This is a genomic window from Niallia sp. XMNu-256 (assembly GCF_036670015.1).
Taxonomy (GTDB): Bacteria; Bacillota; Bacilli; order Bacillales; family Cytobacillaceae; genus Bacillus_BD.
Map to the genome: position 1 here is coordinate 3,564,352 of NZ_CP137636.1, position 20,937 is coordinate 3,585,288.

The 20,937-nt window shown below is 32.3% G+C and carries 13 protein-coding genes and 1 pseudogene; 2 read left to right on the top strand and 12 right to left on the bottom strand.

The features are described 5' to 3' along the window. From murJ to R4Z10_RS18135, 3 genes are all read right to left on the bottom strand, one after another. Positions 1 to 1,539 carry a murein biosynthesis integral membrane protein MurJ gene (gene murJ / locus R4Z10_RS18125; protein ID WP_338470680.1) on the bottom strand — a complete coding sequence of 513 codons (1,539 nt, stop codon included), beginning with the start codon at positions 1,537 to 1,539 and terminating at the stop codon, positions 1 to 3. A gap of 87 nt (positions 1,540 to 1,626) precedes the next feature. Continuing rightward, positions 1,627 to 2,556, bottom strand: a complete 930-nt coding sequence (locus R4Z10_RS18130; protein WP_338470681.1) for a glycosyltransferase family 2 protein — start codon at positions 2,554 to 2,556, stop codon at positions 1,627 to 1,629. Positions 2,557 to 2,624: 68 nt separating this feature from the next. Beyond that, complete coding sequence (locus tag R4Z10_RS18135; RefSeq protein ID WP_338470682.1) at positions 2,625 to 4,076, bottom strand: O-antigen ligase family protein; 1,452 nt, start codon at positions 4,074 to 4,076, stop codon at positions 2,625 to 2,627. Between the two features lie 143 nt (positions 4,077 to 4,219). Here R4Z10_RS18135 and R4Z10_RS18140 point away from each other — a divergent pair, with 143 nt between their 5' ends. Next, positions 4,220 to 5,389, top strand: a complete 1,170-nt coding sequence (locus R4Z10_RS18140; protein ID WP_338470683.1) for a glycosyltransferase — start codon at positions 4,220 to 4,222, stop codon at positions 5,387 to 5,389. A gap of 108 nt (positions 5,390 to 5,497) precedes the next feature. Here the strand turns inward: R4Z10_RS18140 and R4Z10_RS18145 are convergent, their stop codons facing one another. The 3 genes and pseudogenes from R4Z10_RS18145 to R4Z10_RS18155 all read right to left on the bottom strand — a co-directional run. Then, on the bottom strand, positions 5,498 to 6,727 hold the full coding sequence (locus R4Z10_RS18145) for a CDP-glycerol glycerophosphotransferase family protein (RefSeq protein WP_338470684.1): 1,230 nt from the start codon (positions 6,725 to 6,727) through the stop codon (positions 5,498 to 5,500). Then, a complete protein-coding gene (gene tagD / locus R4Z10_RS18150) occupies positions 6,720 to 7,118 on the bottom strand; it encodes a glycerol-3-phosphate cytidylyltransferase (RefSeq protein WP_338470685.1) in 399 nt (132 codons plus the stop codon). The genes R4Z10_RS18145 and tagD overlap by 8 nt, the downstream gene beginning before the upstream one ends. Positions 7,119 to 7,378: 260 nt before the next feature. Beyond that, positions 7,379 to 8,557 (bottom strand): annotated as a pseudogene (locus R4Z10_RS18155) (CDP-glycerol glycerophosphotransferase family protein); the annotation flags it as partial. Positions 8,558 to 8,769: 212 nt separating this feature from the next. Between R4Z10_RS18155 and R4Z10_RS18160 the strand changes: the two are divergent. Then, a complete protein-coding gene (locus tag R4Z10_RS18160) occupies positions 8,770 to 10,128 on the top strand; it encodes a glycosyltransferase family 2 protein (RefSeq protein ID WP_338470686.1) in 1,359 nt (452 codons plus the stop codon). 29 nt (positions 10,129 to 10,157) lie between these two features. Here R4Z10_RS18160 and R4Z10_RS18165 read toward each other — a convergent pair whose 3' ends face one another. From R4Z10_RS18165 to R4Z10_RS18190, 6 genes are all read right to left on the bottom strand, one after another. Continuing rightward, complete coding sequence (locus tag R4Z10_RS18165) at positions 10,158 to 13,319, bottom strand: SH3 domain-containing protein (protein WP_338470687.1); 3,162 nt, start codon at positions 13,317 to 13,319, stop codon at positions 10,158 to 10,160. Between the two features lie 308 nt (positions 13,320 to 13,627). Beyond that, positions 13,628 to 16,309 (bottom strand): CDP-glycerol glycerophosphotransferase family protein, encoded by a 2,682-nt coding sequence (locus R4Z10_RS18170; protein ID WP_338470688.1) that lies wholly within the window; start codon positions 16,307 to 16,309, stop codon positions 13,628 to 13,630. Positions 16,310 to 16,353: 44 nt separating this feature from the next. After that, a complete protein-coding gene (locus tag R4Z10_RS18175; RefSeq protein ID WP_338470689.1) occupies positions 16,354 to 17,556 on the bottom strand; it encodes a DHHW family protein in 1,203 nt (400 codons plus the stop codon). A gap of 21 nt (positions 17,557 to 17,577) precedes the next feature. Beyond that, positions 17,578 to 19,005 (bottom strand): MBOAT family O-acyltransferase, encoded by a 1,428-nt coding sequence (locus tag R4Z10_RS18180; protein WP_338470690.1) that lies wholly within the window; start codon positions 19,003 to 19,005, stop codon positions 17,578 to 17,580. Positions 19,006 to 19,218: 213 nt separating this feature from the next. Further along, positions 19,219 to 20,028: a teichoic acids export ABC transporter ATP-binding subunit TagH gene (tagH, locus tag R4Z10_RS18185; protein ID WP_338470691.1), complete on the bottom strand. Its 810-nt coding sequence runs from the start codon at positions 20,026 to 20,028 to the stop codon at positions 19,219 to 19,221. A gap of 16 nt (positions 20,029 to 20,044) precedes the next feature. After that, positions 20,045 to 20,875, bottom strand: a complete 831-nt coding sequence (locus tag R4Z10_RS18190) for an ABC transporter permease (protein WP_338470692.1) — start codon at positions 20,873 to 20,875, stop codon at positions 20,045 to 20,047. Positions 20,876 to 20,937 lie beyond the last annotated feature (62 nt).

Sequence of the window (20,937 nt, forward strand, 5' to 3'; positions counted from 1 at the left end):
TTAAGACCCCTTTTTTAGTGATTGTAACAAACCCGATGTTTCTTTGACTTTTAGTAAAATTGATAGAAAGATATATAAACTAAATACAATGGCAGATATAATCACGAGGATTACGAACGTTGGGTACTGATTTACTAGAGAGTAAACGGGACGAGCAACGACATATAAGACAATAAACGATACCATGTACTTACCCATATCGAACATAAATCCCTTTAAAATTCCTTTTTCAGGTTTTGATTGTTTCCATAAAAAATAGAAAAGCAAGATGGCTTGCAGTAAGCTAGCAACAGTCATGGCCAACGCAATACCAGACACTTCCATAAATCGGGAAAATACAAAACTTAATACAATGTAGATAAGTGTCATAAAAAGACTGGAATACATCGACACCTTCATTGCCTTTAAGGCATATAGACAATTCATTAAATAATCACGTAAAGCTAAAAAGATTAAACCTAAGGAATAAAGGACAAAAACATGGGTTGTTTGAATGGTGGCAGAGCGATCAAAAGCTCCTCGTTCAAACGCCAATCGGATGAGTTCTTGACCACAAATGATCATGACAATGACAAACGGAATGGATATATAAATGATACTCCTTGCTCCTTTTATCACCACTTCAATAAAACGCCTCATATTTTGAATAGCCGATTCCACGATCGACGGGTATAAAACCGTTATTAATGGAGCCAATAGAACGCTTAAAGGGAGTTGCATCAACTTATTTGCATAATTTAAAGCAGATACACTTCCTTCCTCAAGTCCAGAAGAAATAATACGATCTGTAACCCCATTCATTTGGACAGCTAGTGAAGAAATAATAATCGGATAAAATAAGATAAGCGTTTCCTTGATTTTTCCCTTTTCTTGTTTAAAAGCAAAATTAAAGCGAATATTGTATTTAGATAAGCTAGGAACTTGTATAATAAATTGAAAAGCAGCCCCTAATAACACACCTATTGATAATCCAACAACCCCATATTGTTCAGCTAAAATAACAGTTGATAAAATAATCACAATGTTTTGCGCTGTCCCGGTTAACGCTGGAGAAATAAATCTTTTATGCGAATTCAGAACCCCGGTTGCAATAGTGGTTAAGGCAAAAAAGCAAATGCTTGGCAGCATGATTCTTGTTAATAAAGATGTAAGTTTGAGTTGTTCTTCGCTGAATCCTGGAGCTACTAGCTTTACAAGTGGTTGGGCAAAAATAAAGGCAACAACTGTTAGGAACAAAGCAAACATAAAAAATAAAGTTCCTAAGACACTCATCTTTTTATCTGCTTCAACTTGGTTCTTTTCTTTTTCTTCCATATAAATGGGAATGATCCCGGAATAAATCGTGATCCCGATAACCGTATAAAGCAAGGTTGGGATCATGTTGGCAACAAAAAAGACGTCCGCCTTCTCAGATGCACCAAAATAAGCTGCAATCATTGATTCCCTTACAAACCCTAAAACTTTTCCAATCGCAGAAATAATGGTGACGATACCAACCGCCTTGACGATCGTAGGAAGTTTATTTAATTTACCAATCATAAATTACCCTCAATTTCTATTAGAGAATTACCAGTTTAGATTGTATGATGAGCCAATAAGTTTGTACATTAATAACTGTCTAAATGGTTATGAATGGATCTTTTTACCCTGTAGGGCATATTTTAATAATCTGAGCCGGACTAAAGTCATTTCCTTTAAGACATCCCGGTATTGAATAAAATTATGTATCGCTTTACTATATTGTCTAGACTTTAAATAACGATCTGTTTCATGGTACCTTACGACAAAAGAAAAATCCTCTGCCCTTTTTTCTAAAGCCTTCATTAGTCCGGGTGTATACTCCTTTTTTGGATGTTGGAGGAGCTCCTCAGTTGCCCGCAGACATTCCTTTGACAGTTCAAACATGTTTTTAACTAATGACCCTTCACGGGATAAATAATAATAGTAGCCCTCCTTTAATAACCATGATTTTGACGTTTTCGTGATTAGCTCTAAATAAAACAGAAAATCCTCACCATATTTAATTGCCTCGTTATAATATATTTGGTTATCGGTAATTAACGTTTTGCGAATAATCGCCTTTAATATTCCTAAATCGTTTTCGACGAAATACTCTGGTGTAATTGGCTGATCGTCTGTTACCGTAATCCCTTTAAATTTATAATAGGTAGTCCAAGGAGATCTCTCTCCTTCTCGGATATAAAGAAGATTATCAAATATTAGATCTAAATCTTTTTCATTCATGACTTTCATCATATTTTTTAATCGATTTGGGTCCCACCAATCATCACTGTCGAGAATCGCTATGAATTCCCCTTTTGCTAACTCAATAGCGCGGTTTCTAGAATACGAAGGACCACTGTTTTTTTCATTTTGATAAACTCTAATTCTAGAATTATCGAATTGCTTAACAGCCTCTACACTTCCATCTGTTGAACCATCATCCACAACAATGATTTCAAAGTTTTGATAGGTCTGATTTAGTACGGACTGAATACAAGCATGAATGTACTTTTCCGTGTTATACGTGGGGATAATGATCGATACAAGACTCATAGTCGTGAATCCTCCTAAATGTAGCTTCAAGAAAATAGTAGAAGCTCTATACTCATTCGTCTTTTTTATTAATTTAATCGCTCTTTTTCCATAAGGCTCTTATTCAAGGTATAACCAAGAAAAATATAGAAATACAGGGTAAACGTTTTATCCTCCCAGATATTGTAGAGAAGTCCGGCTGCACTAGCACCTACCAAAATTGAGATAAAAAGAATCGATCCACCCACTTGCTTTCTTTTTTTCCAGAGAAGTACAATCATCCCAATGATAAATATAGCAAATGAGATGACACCCAAAATTCCCGTTTGTGTAATCACTTGAATATATTGATTATCTGAGTAAATCCCACTTGGAATTTGGTATTCTTCTAGAATGGGTGATGGATAACTAAGGGAGGCCGAATCACCAAAAGTTCCAAAACCAGTTCCAATAATCGGGTGATCCTTAAAGACTTCTATACCCTTTTTAACAATATAAATTCTCCCCCACTCCGTACTGGCCTGAATCGTATTTTGGTCAAAGGCTTCGGTCATTCTCTTTTTGAAATCACCTTGTTCTTTAATGGGTTCAACTTCAACATCCTCGACTACTGTTTCCGGCTGTTGTGCCATTCGTTGTTGTTGTTCCATATATTCCGTCAACCCAACAACGGGAAAATAAATAATGGGCAATGACAGGATGATACTTAGGGCAACTGGCTTTATGACCCGCCATTCTTTCGATAGAGCGATGTAAACGATAAATCCTACAATCATTGCAATAAAGGTTCCCCTTGAGTAAGTTAATAAAAACACCCCAAAGATTAAAAAGGAAAAGATCGTTAATAACAATCGATAGTTTGTATAAACCTTTTTTAGATAAATGGAACAGATAAAAGCAATCGCTAAATAGGTAGCAAACACATTCGGATTTCCAATTAAACCATAAATACGAATTCGATTGGTCTCAGGTAATTGCATGCTACTCCATGTTTCCGGAATCAATAAAGTACGTAAAGATACCTTTTCGACAATTCCCTGTAAACTCATCATGACCGCCATTATTACAGTGGTCCATAAAAAAGCATATAGATCTCTTTTATTAATTTTCTGTATACTTATAATAAGAATAAGTAAAAATGTGATTAAAAAAGCCCTTAATTGGAAAATAACGGCTATAATAGAAACACCAGTAATGAGTGCTGAGACAGTGCCAACCAAACAAAAGGCTAAAAAGCCTATAATGAAAATCGGAATTTTTCCAAGCTTTGGTTTTGTCTTGACCCATTGCCAAAGGGCTTGTACAAATAGAAGAACGATTATAAAATCGCCAACATATTTAATACTAGGACTCCATTCTATTAAGGCAGGTCTGATCGGAAAATAAATCAATAAAAAGAGTAGGCCTTGTTTTGGATTAAATAGAAGGATCATACCAATTAGCAGAGTGGCCAAATAACCAAAACTTGATATGGGAACCACCACACTAATGAGTAGTAGTAGAAGTGAAATGGGAAGAGCGTACTTTCTTAATCGATTCAATTTATAAACCACCTTTAAACAAACATTTAGTAACGACAATATTTTACAAAATTCCTTAATCATCATAACATATTGTTTATTAAAGGATATTAATATTACTTGAATAATTTGTAAATTTAACATTACATAGGAGTCGTAAACGAATGAATAATCAACCAATTCTTCTCGTACTTGGAATGTTTCCATGGGATTATAGCCATCTAAGTGATACAATCCGTTCCATGGTAAAATCGATGAAACATTCTAGGCTTATTTATATCAATCCTTTAGCCGAGGATCGGGCATTTACAACGAAATGGCAAAGCAAACGAAAAGAAAATATTGAAATATGGAATCCACCTTTTAGCTTTCTTCCGACTCGCTACGGGATCCATCGTTTGCGCGAGAAATTTTCTGCCCATTCTCTTGAACAACAGGTTGTAAAAGAGCTAGGGGCTGACTGGCGTCAAAAGACGATTATGTATGTTACACCAACGACACTCGAGCAGTCGTATGAATATGTTAGTGCCTTAAACCCGGAGAAATTAATTTTGGACATTCTTGATGATAATTTAAACTTCCCTTCGATATCCGAAGAAAAAAAGATAAAACTAACGGAAATGTTACGATCAATCAGCGAGCAGGCAACAACAGTTACGGCTGTATCTCAGTATTTAGTTGACCAAACAAAACAACTATTACATCGAGAGGATATACACTATCTGCCAAATGGCGTAGATGTAAAGATGTTCAAGACTATTGAAGATGGAGAGTTAGCTGATATAGAGGCAATTCCGCATCCTAGAGTCACCTTTGTCGGCGCCATTACTACTTGGATTGACCTTCCTTTAATCGAAAGGGTTGCAAATATGTTAGCAGATACCCAGTTTATTTTAATCGGCCCTATTGATCCCGCAATCGAAGATGATTCTAAAATAAGAAAATTAAAGTCGATGGAAAATGTCCACTTTTTAGGAGCAAAGCCGTACAACCAGGTTCCGCAATATTTGCATGCTTCAGATGTCCTTCTATTGCCAAGAACGATGGACCCTTATTCACTTGCCTGTGATCCTTTGAAATTATATGAATACTTAGCAACAGGGAAACCAGTCGTTTCCACGAACCATCCGAGTATTAATCGTTTTTTAGATTTTGTTTATACCGGGAAAACAGATGAGGAAATAGCACTTGGAATTCGGGAAGCGTTAACGAGGGGGAAAGAATCCATAGACTTACAGCAAAGTGTGATTAACAGCTTATCGTGGGAAACAAGAATGAATCAGTTAATGGATTTAGTGAATAAAAACGAGAGAAAAACAGTATCATTGAAATAAAATGAGCTGTAAAATAAAAAGAGCCCCAAGATTCAAGACCTCTTGGAACCGTTTTTTCTAATAGGTATGGAGCATCAAAGGAAATACATACTTCCTTTGACTCCTTCCTTATAAAGCAGAAACAGAGGATGTTTTTGTTTTGGTTTGTCTTTTGACCTCCATTGCTACAGAATCGTGTTGGAATAAATATTGAACTAATCTTTGACTGGATTGTCCGGTAGAATATTTATTCCACTTTTTAGCATATATTCTGATTTGATTATAATCAAACTGATTTTCTTTTATAATTTGAATAAGATCAGTCGTTTGCTTAACAATTGGACCTGGAACCATACGTTCATATTTGTCCCCTAAACCGCGTTCCTTTTGATAAGATTCCAAATCATAAGCAAAGAATATCATCGGTTTATTTAACAAAGAATATTCATATGGAATCGATGAGTAATCCGTAATCAAGTAATCAGCTATCACTAATAACTCATTAATATCATGCTGAGCCGATGAAAAGTCATAGACAAATCCAGGATAAGTTTCAGCATAATTTACTGAGTTTTTAACAGCTGGATGTAGTCTCAATAAGACCACATAATCTTTTCCCAACTCATTTTGCATGTTCTCGAGATCCAGCTTTAGGTCAAATCGGTCAAGTTGATGATCTCTATACGTAGGAGCATAGAGTATCTTCTTCTTATTTATTAATTCAGGATAGGCATTTACAAATTGGTTCTTGATCTTTGCATGAAGTTCTTTATTATAATAAAAATCCGTTCGAGGAACTCCCGTTCTAAGAATATTCTCTTTACGCAAATGAAAAGAATTTATAAACGTATTAGCCATGTGATCCGAACCAACTACAACTTTATTGAATTTCTCATAAACCTTTAAGAATCGTTGCTGAGCTCGACTACTTCGAAACTGAACTGAACGGTCTTCTAGTCCAAACTTTTTAATCGCACCAGACGCATGCCATAATTGGATACATTCTACGTCCTTTTTAAAATCGGTAACAGCTAAAAAACCAAAATAGTTATCTACAAATATATGATTGGATGTCGCTAAATGATAAATGGAACGCAAAATATCTATAATATGGAGCGTTTCAAAGGGAATTAATTTTATATCTGGATAGTCTCTAAAGTGCAGATTGCTAGTTCCTTTATAGAGAACCACTACGGTAATATCCTTATCTAACTTTCTGATTTCCTCGTAAACATACTTGCTGTTATCACCAAAGGAAACGACAAATGTAACTTTGTTTTTAAGCGGAAATAAGTTAAAGAAATCAAATACCAGCTTAAAAACGAATAAGTAAATGGTAATAATAAACTCTCTAACCATTATTTACACGATGAAGGTCCGACTTAATTTTTGTAGTCGAAATTCCAATGGTACGTGGCAAGTACACAACCTCACAATAGTCTTTAAGAAAATCAAACTTCCCTTTCCAATCATCACCCATGACAAAAATATCAATATCGTTTTCTATAACATCACTAATTTTTTGTTCCCAATTTGTTTCAGGAATAACTTTATCGACATATTTAATTGATTCAAGAATATATTTACGGTTTTCATAGCTATGATAAGCCTCTTTATTTTTACCCGCATTAAATTCATCTGTTGATAAACCAACCACTAAATAATCACCAAGGTCTTTTGCTCTTTTTATTAAATTAATATGTCCTACATGGAGTAAATCAAAGGTGCCATATGTTAAAACCTTCTTCATTCTTTATTTCATCTCCTTCATTGAGAGGTAAGAAGTAAGTTATTAATGAATTTACATATATTTACAATCTATAAAGTTCTCAAACAATTATTTACAAAACTTTAACTTTAAATTAACTCAAGGTATATTATATAACCTTAGCGCTTGAATTTCAAATTCATTTCTATTACCAATTTATTAAATTATTAATTCTGTTTTAATATTATAGGTTTCAAGAAACAAAAAATCCGGTATTTACACCGGATGTTCTAATAATTTTTTTATTTATTTAGAAATACTGTCTCAACAACTCTTTTACTAGATTCGCCAGATTCTAAATAGCAAAATGTATTATAAAAATAATCAAAGTTACTAGGTAAAGAATAACCAGGTTTCATCACTTTATCGATTTGATCGATACATTCTTCTGTTGTTTTAACGAGCGGACCTGGTGCACTGTTTTCAAATTCAAAGTAAAACCCTCTAAGGGTATCACGATATTCATCAATATCGTATACAAAGAAAATCATCGGTCGTTTAAGATTAGCATAATCAAAAAATACAGAGGAATAATCAGTTATTAATAAATCGGAAATGAGGTAAAGTTCTCTAATATCCTCATGGTGTGAAACATCAAGGGCAAACCCATGATAATTGGTTAAATCAAGGTTTTCTGCTATTAAATAATGCATTCTCAAAATAACAACGTATTCTTTACCTAGCTTTTCCCTCATTAAATCTAAATCTAATTTTAAGTTAAATTTATATTTACCCTTTTCATAAAACTCATTATCTCTCCAGGTGGGGGCATATAGTATGACCTTTTTATCATGTGGAATATTTAATTTCCTCTTTATCTTTAAAATCGTATCCATATTATTTTCATTAAATAGAGCATCGTTTCTAGGGTATCCTGACTCAATCATTTCCTTTCTAAAATCAAAAGCCCGACGAAAGATTTCTGTAGAATATCTATTCGGTGAAATTAAATAGTCCCAACGACTTGACTCATTTAAGAAATTTTTCTTATATTTCTCGGTAGTTGTTCCAGGCATATGAACTTCATCCATATCAGCCGCTAATTTCTTTAAAGGCGTTCCATGCCACGTTTGCACATAAACAGTATGTGCTGGTTTTGGTATCCAAAGTGGTGTTCGACTATTAAATACCCAGTACTTGGCTCGTGCCATTACCCAAAGCCACTTGATTGAAAATCTTGTTAATACCTCTACATCTTTCCCTTTAAAAGAAGAGATAAACTTTGGATCAACACTCCAGTACATTCTATATTCGGGATGTTGTTCCTTTAAATACTCATAAATAGCTCTTGGATTACAACTATATTGTTTACCGAGGAAGCTTTCGAATACAATTAAATTACGATTCGCAGGAAATAAACCGACAATTTTAAAAAGGTATTTATACGATTGTTTAACAATTCTAGAACGTTTTATTGTAATCATTACCTTTTTTAGCAATTTGTTTTTCCACCTTTACTTCAAAAATCAATTAACCCTAAAACTAACATAACTTAAAGTTATTTTAAGATCTTTTTATTATTATGCATTTGTATATTATAATATAAGAGCAGCATATAAACTACGTTAATTAGTTAACAAAAAACTAAAATTTAGTTTAAAAAAATATTATTGAGAGGTTTATAAAACTTGTTATGCGCTTTTCTATAATTATCCCTGTATATAATGCCGATAAATATTTAACTGACTCAATAGAAAGTGTGATTACTCAAACAGTAAACTTTAATGAATTAATAGAGATTATCTTGGTTGATGATGGGAGTACTGATTCATCAAAAGAAATTTGCTTAAATTATAAAAAACAATATCCTAATAATATAAAGTATTTTTATTGCAATAATTCTGGCCCTGGAAATGCAAGAAATATCGGAATAAATGCTGTATCAAGTACTTCAAAGATCATTGGTTTTCTCGACGCAGATGATTACCTATCCAGCAATACTCTTGAGGAAGTTGATTCATTTTTATCCCAAAACGAATCAGTACAATTAGCAGTCATACCTCTTTATCACTTTGAAAAAGTTAATAAGCCCCATAAACTTAATTATCGATTTGATAAAGGGAATCGAATTATTAACATTTTAGAAGAATACTCAGCCATTCATTTCCATATTGGCGGCTGTTTTTTTAGATCTGAACAATTTCTTAATGATAGTAAACTTCGCTTTCGTACAGATTTAAGATTTTGGGAAGATGCCTTATTTATAAATACCTTTCTGTTAAAAAACAAAGCATATGGGGTTATTTCAGAGCCAAAGTATTATTATAGACAACGTATGGATGAAGATTCACTAGTTAATAGTGCGTGGTATCAAAAGTCACGCTATACGGATATGATACGTTTTTGTTATCAGGAGTTAATTGATGAATCCATAGTAAAATATGGAAAGGTTATACCTTTTATACAGTATTTAATTGTATATCATTTAAAATTATATCTAACTAAAAAAAATAACCATATCATATATGAAGTACTGAATACAGAAGAGCAGAAAGTATTCTTTGAAAAATTCGTTAAATTGATCCAACAGTTCGATGAAAAGTTTATTATTGAACAAAAAATGCCGTTTTACCAAAAAAAGTATCTATTAAATTTGAAGTGGAATGGATGGCCATATAAAGAAACGAATATTCAAATACAAAAGTATAAAATTACAATAACTGAACTAAGTTTAAAAGGGAATAGATGGTATATAGAAGGTCATTTCAAAAATAAAGAATATATCATTAAAGAAACCGACCGACTGTTCGTCAAGAAAAACGATGATATTTATTATACATCAAAAAAAATCCTACCTTCAGATACAATAATTATATGGAATACAGTAGTAAGAGATTATACGAATGCTGGATTTAAAATAACCCTTCCTATTCAATGTTTCTCTTTCCAATTTGGACTAGACACAAAAGATGGTAAGGTACATTTATTAAATCGTGTAAATTTGCTTAAATTTACTATAAAGCAAAAAGTAAAGAAAATATTGAGAAAGTGATAAAAAAAATGATAGGGAATTTTTCCCTATCATTTTAATTCTTTAACATAGCCGCCACTGATCCAACCTTCAGCATTCTTGTAGTTAATCTTATACCAATTACCACTTTTAATAAAATCACCATTAGAATCAATCACACCACTAACTATTTCACCATTATATATGGTTCCTATAATGGAGCTACTTGTTGTATTAGGTTGATTTCGAACATTTAACGCGGAGGTAGTTATTTGAAGTGCATTTTCTAACGAAACATAATCACCGGATAACCATCCCAGTTCGCCAGATAATCTTACTTTATACCACCCACCATTTTGACCAACGACTTCTATATTTGTACCGTTATCCAAAGTCCTAATTATTGGTCCAGTAGGATATGTTCTAAGGTTAACATTTTCAGTTGTTTTTCCAGTTATACCCTCTGCTACAGGAAGTACAGCATACTGATCTTCTGCAGCTGGTTTTGTGGAAGTAGCAAGTGAACCATTAAAGTTTGGTACATCATAATTCAATGTAAAAGAATTAAGCATTCTATAAATGGATGCAATGTTTTTTGTTTGAGCAGTAGCCCAAATTACATGTGTTGCATATTGATGTTCACCAGGATTTGCGGGATTCCAACGCATCTTATAAAGTGTATCCTGGCCCTGACTAATATAGTTTGCTACTACTTCCTGCGCTCCACCAATAATTGCCAATTCCGGTGAAAACCACCCTCTATCAAATGCGTACTTAGCCCCGCCATCAATTGGATCATTATCTACGGCACCATATCCGTACATATTATAAACAATTTCGTAAGTTTTTTCTGTCACGCTAATATTCCCTAAAGAATCTCTTGTTACATTGCCATTCTCGTCTACCGGAATACCATTTGATAAAGTAGACTCTCCAAATCCAGTTTCATGAAGAGTATGTGCAATCAAATATGCTTCATTAACCTGATGAATATTCGCTGCATCAATAAACACCTGTCCTTTTCCCTTCAATATCCCTTTATCATAGAGGATATTTTGATTTATTTCTGTAGCACTTAAGCCTGCAGGTTTTGACAGTACCAAAAATTGGTAATACTCGTCTGTTCCGAATTCAAAGTTCAAAGGATTAGCATAGTACTCAACTAATGACCGACTTGCAATAAACTGTCCAGCTCCATCAACTTTTGGAGTTTTAGTCACTTGAATATCAATCATGTCACTAAAACTATAATCATAGTGTGTATTTTTTTTGATCACACTAGGTCCAGATTTTTCCACAGATCCGATATTTGATTTTTTAATATAGCCTACCTGGTTTCTCACCGTAGTCTTATACCAATTTTTACTGTAATTATAAAACTTTAATGTAGATCCTTTACTATATGTTTTGAGTTTTTGAGCACCAGAAGAAGGGAGCACATGTACACTGGTCTCCGAATTTAAAGCAATCCCCTGTAATGTTTCTGATGAAGGATTCGCTTCCTCTATATCAGCAGAATGGATAAAAATTGTATTTACTTTTCCATTCACTGTTGTTGAAGACTTATACCAATTGTCCGAATAGGTATAATATTTAAGGATGGAGCCCGGACTAAATTTCCTTAGCACTTTTGAATTCCTAGATGGAAGTGCATATACATTGGTTGGATTAATCCAAGCAATCCCTTCTTCCTTAATGGGTTTGTCCACTAGTAACTCAACATCAGATTCATGAATATAGATAGTATGATCAATACCATTTACTTTTACAGTCGAACTGTACCAATTAGGAATATAAGTATAAAACTTGAGTTCTTTCCCTGAATTAAAGGTTCTTAATACCTTTGAATCCCTAGACGGTAATGAATACATATTTGTTGGGTTTTTTAAAGCAATTCCCTGAACTAATACAGGATCAGTAACTGGTTCAGCAATACCAACATCCGATTTATGAATATAAATTGTCCTAATCTTACCGTTTACACTTACCGAGGATTTATACCAGTTTGTTGAAAACGTATAGTATTTTAATACTTTTCCAGAATTGAAGCTCCTTAACACTTCTGAATCCCTAGTCGGTAGTGCATACAGGTTTGTAGGATCTTTTAACGCAAGTCCTTCTAATAATTCAGGATCTTTGACCTTTTCCTCAACATCAGATTTATGAATATAAATTGTCCTGTTTTTTCCATCAATACTAACAGTTGATCTAAACCATTCAGATGAATGATTATAATACTTTAATACTTTACCAGGATTAAAAGTTCTTAAAACCTCTGAATCTCTTGATGGAGATTCATACATGTTTGTCGGAAACTTAATGGCGATGCCTTCTAAAACTGTTGTTGAACCCGTAACCTCTTTCGTTGGCTCCATTAGCTCCGTATTAGAACTAAATGTTGTCAATTGAACCTGATTCGTGTTAGAAGTATCATCAAGGGATTTTACGTCATCTTCCATTTCTTCTTGTTCATTAGTTTGAGATAATTCTGGTTCAACCGCTTGAGTTTCACTTATTTCAGAATTAATTTGAGATGACTCTGGTTCAACTTCTTGTGATTCACCAATTTCAGAATTATTTTGAGATGACTCTGGTTCAACTTCTTGTGATTCACCAATTGTAGAATTATTTTGAGATGACTCTGGTTCAACTTCTTGTGATTCACCAATTGTAGAATTAGTTTGAGATGATTCTGGTTCAACTTCTTGTGATTCACCAATTGTAGAATTAGTTTGAGATGATTCTGGTTCAACTTCTTGTGATTCACCAATTGCAGAATTAGTTTGAGACGATTCTGGTTCAACTTCTTGTGATTCACCAATTGCAGAATTAGTTTGAGATGATCCTGGTTCAACTTCTTGTGATTCACCAATTGCAGAATTAGTTTGGTCTACTACTCCCTCATTCTCTACAGGAATCAAATGTTCACTTTTAACATAGCCTTGTAATATTTCTTTACTTTCGGGCTCTTCGTATTGTACATTTGTATAACCATCATGCTTTTCCAAAACGAAAACTTCAGTACCATTACTAATTTCAGCTATTAGTCTACTATCTATGCTCATTTCTTCATATAACCCAATCTTTGCATTAGCATCTTGAGTATAAACAACCATACTATCAACTTTAGGAAATTGTTCCAAATCAGTAGTAGCAAAAACCTGTAATGGTATCATTGAAAAAAACAAGCAAATGACTAAAATAGCAATATTCAATTTTTTAAACCGCTTCATGTTACCTCCTTTTTATCTGCTCATACTATTCTTGTGTATTTTTCTATGTAGATACTATTAATCTTAAATCTGACACGTTGGTAAAAAACAATTGATTAATTGGTATCTATGGAAAACTATTCCTATCTTACCAATATGTCGACAAAGATGCTATACCAATCTAGTAATTCGCCATTAATTTCAGCAAAGTATGTCGGAAAAAAGAAAAGGTATATCAAATTAGACCGCACTGAGTCTATTTTGATATACCTAAAATAAAACTAAAACATAACAATAGTATGTTTCTTAATTATTTAATAAGACTTTAATTAATTTTTATTTATTTCTTTTATTGCATCATACACTCTCTTGGAATTATTACTATCTGTATATGAATAGAATTGATTAACTCTTTCTTTGTACTTATTTTCCATTTCACATTCATTGTTCATATATTCAATGATACGATCCGCAACATCCTTACTTTCCTTTAATACAGTACCAAATCCCATTTTTTCATAATCAAAATACCCCTGCTCTAAATGATTTGATTCAAATTGATAGTATATTACCGGTTTTTTCATATAAGCAAAGTCAAAAGCAACCGATGAATAATCTGTAATTAGAATACTCGACTGATTAAAATGATTACGATAACTGCTGTTTATATCGGCTACTTCAATTGATGAGTCAATTTGATAATCGCTTAATTGCTGCATAATATTTGGATGGGGGAAAAATACAATTTTATAATCATTTTCCTTTGCAGCATTTATTAATTCTTTATTTTTTAATAAGTCGTTAAAAGCTTTAAAATAAGTAGACTCTTTAAACAAAGGATTATATTGACGTTCTCCTGTTATAGGATTAATTTTCGCTACTAAATTACTTCGCCAAGTAGGCATAATTAAGATCCTTTTCTTATCTTCGTCCTTTAATTTATCAAACCGTGGGAAACCAGACAGAACAACCTCTTTTTTATCATAATCATAGTGTCCATTAACAATTGACTCATATTCTTTATTAGCAGCTGTAATAAATAATCGTATATTTTTTTTATATTTATTTAACCAATCTGAAATATCATCTTTTGTAATCCCATGTTGCAAGAATATATAATCGAAATTCAACAAATCCTTATAATACTTTTTCATTTTTCCAAATGGATTAACTATAAATTCATCTGCGTGAGATGAAATCACTTTGTCAGCTAAAAGCATATACATTTTATGCTTCCTAGATCCGTATGGAATAACCTTACCTATTTGCTTTAACCTCACATAATCTTCGCAATCCTTATTTATTACAAAGTACTTCTTTATATCATCATTTTGTTTTATAGAGTATTCAAATAAAACCTCGGCATTATCATCTGCCTTATTAACACGATCCATAAATAACCAGATAGGCTGTTTGCTAAAGTATTCCCGTATTAAAAATATTAATCGAACTAGCATAGCCTTCCTTGAACCTATTTTATTTATTTTAAATAATTGCTTTTGTAAAGCAAGTTCCTTTCTAAGTAAAAGCCTTAAATTACTTTTTTCAATTATAATCTTATTGATTTTGTTGTTATATGAAATTATATAACCATTTTTTTTATAATAAGAATACCCTTTAGCTGATATAAACGACTTACTCGCAAAAATCACATTTAACGGAACCTTTGTTTCCTTAATTTGAGCTAGAAATTGAATACTTTCACCATTTTCTTCAACTATACTTAAAGGAATTTTAAACTTAAAACCCTTCGCTTTATTAATTGTTTCACCGAATACATTTACATCTTTATAAAAGCGATCTACAGATTCTGCTTCGTATAAACGATTACCGAATAAGGCTACTAACTTTATTTCTTCATTTTCAAATAGAGAAGTAAAATGTCCTTCTACCAACAACTCATAACCTTCAATGTTTATTAGTTCAATAGCCAAGCGATTGTCACCTAAAATGTTCATTACTTTATTATCATGTAATAGAGCTGCATTATTTGGTGAAATAAACTGATGGTAAAACTCATTGTAACTTTGATTGTATTTAATTCTTAATAAATAATTTTTTCGCTGTAGGTTTAAATGAGTTTGAGCTAAAATTACCTCATCATTTATAAAGCCCAATAGCTCTCTTAATTTCAACAAAAATTGATTTGTCTCTTCAGCGTTCATGAGAGTACCAATTTGATTATTATTTAAACGCCATTGTAAGTCATACATTAGCATATACTGTATGTACTCAGGTACAAAGCTTAACTTTTCAAGAGACACATTTATTAAACTAAAAGAAAAGTTATTTAAACTGTGGAGATAATAATCTTTATCATTTAAAGATCGTTGAGTTGCAGAAGTTTGAGTACTCCTTTTACGGTATAAATACCTTGCATTCTTTACTACGCCATACTCGCATTTAGTTAATATAATTTTATTTAGCCATTCAGCATCTTCACCATATTTTAAAGATTCATTAAAACGTATGTTACCAATCGCACTTTTTCTAACAAATGAACTGGAAGATGACATTTGAATGGATTTATATTCTTTAAGAATATTTATAATTCGATTAGATGTATATTTATAATTCAGTAAATGTTTACCCTTTGCTTGATCAAACCAAAAAATAGGTATAGATACTACATCAATCCCATTTCCCTTTTCCTCAAAAAATTTATATACATTCTCTAATGTTTTAGGTGATAATTTATCATCGGGATCTAAAAAATTAATATATTTTCCTACTGCTTTATCTAAACCCGCATTTCTTGCACTACTTACTCCACCATTTTCCTTATCAATAAATACAACATTAGCAGGATATTTTTTCTTGAATTTGATACAGATGTCTTTACTATTATCTAAACTACCGTCATTAACTAATATTAATTGAACATATTTCTCGAAGTTTAAAGTTTGTTTTAATAAACTTTCAATAGCTTCTTCTAAATATTCTTCCACATTGTAAACTGCCATAACTATAGAAAAGTAAAAATCCCTTTTAAATTCGTTCATTTCCTCCATTAATATCACCCCGACTATATCTATTTCCATCCAAGTTCAATCTATTATTGGTTTTCTCCTTGACCAGGATTGTTAAAACTAGTTAATGCAGGTGTTACATAAATAGAATTCACATTGTTTAATAATAGTATGTGTTTAATGTCATGTTCCTTCACATATTCCCTGATTGCCTTACCTTTATAATGCCGGAGATCTATTACATGTGTTTCTCTATAATGGGGGGCTAAAAATTGTACAAACGCATTGGCATATGAATCCTTAATAACAAGAATATTATCTCTATTTTCATTCTCATCATTATGAATAGATAGATTCGCATAGTCTCCACCTAAATAAGCTTGATAACGATTTGTATAAGGATCCTCCATATCCAAAAAGGAATACTCATACAAACCCTTTCGCATTTTAGTTCCCCATTTCATTACAAAAGGTTCTGTTTGTTCTTTTAACGTTGCAACCATAATTTGATCTGATATTTCGGCATTTACACTTGTTGTTTTTCTTGCGTCAGACCCTATAAACGGCTTCCCTTTTAATTCCCAATTATAATCCTGGTAGGTATATACTTGTTCATTCATATCTTCTTTATCAAAGATATAAGACATTACATTTTGATAAGCATAAAATGCCGCTTTAGCTTGCCAATGATGATCAGTATAATAAAACATATGGTCTTCATCCATATGTTTTTCAAGGTAATCACGTGAATCAATAGGGTTGGCTACTTTACTCAACTCCTTGAATAATAAATCCATGTTTTCTTGGCCATAGCTTTGAAAATATGTTGGGAATTTATCTTGCATCATAGTTGACTTATTAGGCATTATAGCAGTATAAACTGTAACATTTAATTTTCCCATATCCTCCGCAAAGTTATTTATACTCTTTGCTACTCCCTTTGCACTTTCCAATGTCCCTCTTTCTACTTTTGACAATAAATAACCATCATCTGCAATATAAACATCATCGTATACATCCTGTCTAAAAACATTCCTTTCAATAAGTGCATTAGACTCTACAAATGATTCTCGTATCGGGAATTGGTCATTATAATATGTTTCAAAACGCTTCGAATATTCTCCAGTTGCAAACGATTCTAACGTAAAATCCGGACGTTTTACTAATTGCCTATTTTCTAAAACAGATTGGTCCTTATCCGGACTAATAAAATAGTATATAAAGAATCCTATTATAGTTACTAGAAAAAATATACTAATCAAAAGGGTCTGTAACTTAATGCTATTCATAAATAAGTATCCTCCATTACCTTAAAACCTGAAATATATGAACGGATTAAATGTAGTTGACACTAAACTAATTATCGTAATTAAGAAGAGAATGTAATAACCAAAGGATATTACAATATCAGCACTTACATTAATAACCGTACCCTTTCCAACTAAAAACTTATTTATTTTATTTTGTACATATGGAAAAACTGGGATAGATATAATTACAGCAAGCAAAATTATTACTCCGTATTGCGTAAAGTAAAAACTTGCATTAGAATCCCAGATTTGATTTCCGTTTAATCCAAACATTGTGCCTAAATAATTAAAAGCATAACTGAACGTTTCCGACCGAAAAAATACCCAACCAATTAGAAAGGCTAAAATAGTATAGATATGTTGTAAAATTAGTGGGATTTTCTCTAACAATTTTAATAAAAATGCTTTTTCAAGCATTATTAATATACCGTAATAAACTCCCCAGGCTATAAATGTCCATGAAGCGCCATGCCATATTCCTGTGGCTAACCATACAATGAAAATATTCCGATATAATTGAAATGTAGTTCCTCTATTACCTCCTAATGGGATATAAAGATAGTCACGGAACCAAGTAGATAATGAGATATGCCATCTTCTCCAAAATTCTGTAACTGAGCGAGAAATATAAGGGTAATTAAAATTCTCGAGAAACTCAAAACCAAACATTTTCCCCAACCCTATTGCCATATCGGAATAACCCGAAAAGTCAAAGTATATTTGTAATGCATAAGCAATAATTCCAATCCAAGCAAGTCCCATAGACAATTCATGCGTTGGTTGTGAAAACACCTGATCTGCAACCCAACCACAATTATTGGCCAATAACATTTTTTTAGCCAATCCCATAATAAACCGTTTACTACCTTCAGCAAACTTTTTTAAAGTTTCTTTTCTCCTAGTTATTTGTTCGGCAACTGTTTGATAACGAACAATAGGACCAGCAATTAATTGTGGGAACAAAGATATATATAGTGCGATGTTCAAAGGGTTTTTTTGAACTTTCCCATCTTTTCTATACACATCAATAACATAACTTAATCCTTGGAAGGTAAAAAAGGAGATACCTAAGGGTAAGGCAATCATCGGTATATCTATAGATAGATTAAAGATAGAGTTTATATTATCAATAACAAAATTAGCATACTTAAATATCCCCAACAATAGTAAATTTGCTATTATTGTAAGTGTGAGTATCCATTTTGTTAATTTCCTCTTATTCCTATTTGAATCAATTATAAGAGCAAAGATATAGTTAATTAATATGGAAAAAAGCATGATAAGGACAAATACCGGTTCTCCCCATGCATAAAAAAATAGACTTGCGCCCAATAAAATACTATTTTTTAAAAATCTTGGTGATATAAAATACAAAATCAGGACAACTGGTAAAAAGAGAAATAAAAAAGTTGTCGAACTAAATAACACTGGTCTTTTCCTCCGTTTCATCTCGGTGTCGAATCATGTTATAATTTACACATTTTAAAATTATTTCATAGGAGTATCCGTTTATCAAGTGTAATGCGAAAATTCCATAAAAACACTAATGTTACCATAAACAACTTTTTAAAATAATTTAGGGATATTTTAATATTGCACAAAAAAAGAGCTAAATCCCAAATGATTTAACTCTTCACTTTCTTAGACACTGACTAGTTTACTTTCTCCTTTTTGACGTTTCATTGCTTCTACCCGAAATTTCTTTTTCTCTTCGGCTGACATTGCTTTATATTTCTTTAGAAACTCCTCATATTTAGGCATAACATCGGTTATCAAACCATAATCTTTTACCTCTCCATACTCGAGCCACAATGCTTTTTCGCAGAATTTCTTCATTTGTCCAATAGAATGACTGATAAAGAAAATGGTTTTTCCTCTTTGTTTAAATTCATTCATTTTATCTAGGCACTTGTCAGCGAAAGTTTGGTCCCCCACAGATAAAGCCTCGTCAATGACAAGGATGTCAGGATCAACAGTGACAGAAATTGCAAATCCCAATCTAGATTTCATACCACTTGAATAAGATTTAACAGGTTGATCTATAAAAATACCAATATCAGCAAAATCAATAATTTCAGGCTCTAGTTCTTTAATTTGTGCTTTACTAAAACCTAACATTAAACACTTTAATTCAATATTTTCACGACCTGTTAATTGGTTATTTAAGCCAGCGTTAACAGCTATTAATGCCGGTTTCCCATGGACTTCCATTGTTCCTGTTGTGGGTGGTACGATTCCTGCAATAATATTAGATAGAGTTGATTTACCTGATCCATTTACCCCAATAAATCCTACAACATCGCCTTTTTCAGCTTCAAAACTCACATTTTGCAGAGCAAAGAAATCTTGTCCATAACTTTTAGGTAAAATAAGATCTAAAAGTTTCTCTTTATTTCCATTGTATATTTTATATTGTTTACTTACATTTTTTAAGATGACTGATTTAGTCATTGATTTCACTTCCTATTTACAAAAAGTCTACAAAACGATCCCTGAACTTCACATGTAAAACGGAGCCGATTAATAATAATACTAGAGTAATTCCCCAAAAATATAATGTATATTCCCAATGCTCAATTGGATACCATGAGATCCCCAAAATAGAAGCTCTATACCCTTCTGCTAAATAATAAAAGGGATTCAACTTCATAATCGTATGAATAATGGTTGGCTCGATCTGGTATGGCGGCCATAAAAATGGTGTTAAATAAATTAACACTCTAACCAAAGACTGGATAATCATTTGAAAATCACGCACAATCGTCGATAATGTTGAAGTGATCAGTGAAAATACGACTAAAAATATGACTGTAGATATAATAAAATAAATCAATTGTAAATAATATATATTTATTGGATAACCAAGAAATTGAAAAATTACAAGTACAACAGCTAAAAGCATTAAATGCTGATAAAGCTTTGCAAATATAACGTAAGTCGGTATTACACTCATCGGAAAGCTCATTTTAGATAGCATTCTTATCCGAGTATAAACCGATTTAGATCCTTGTGTAATGGCCTGATTTATAAAAAACCAAACGACCATACCTGAGAGCATCCATGGAAAATAAGGAATTTGCTCGCCATGTAATGTTACATCTGCTCTCCCTGTACTACTGAAGATTCCAAATCCAAACACAAACCAATAAATCGATATTTGAATCATAGGATTAATAATTTCCCATAATATCCCCAAGTAATTATTTCGGTTAGCACTTTTCATTTCATAAGCAGATAGACGCCTAACCAAATAGAAATGATTAATCTGCTCCTTCAAGACTGTTATAACTGAACGCATAAGTTAATCCTTCCTAAGATTTTTATAATTAAGCTATTTTTCATCTATAGCTCAATTTTTAT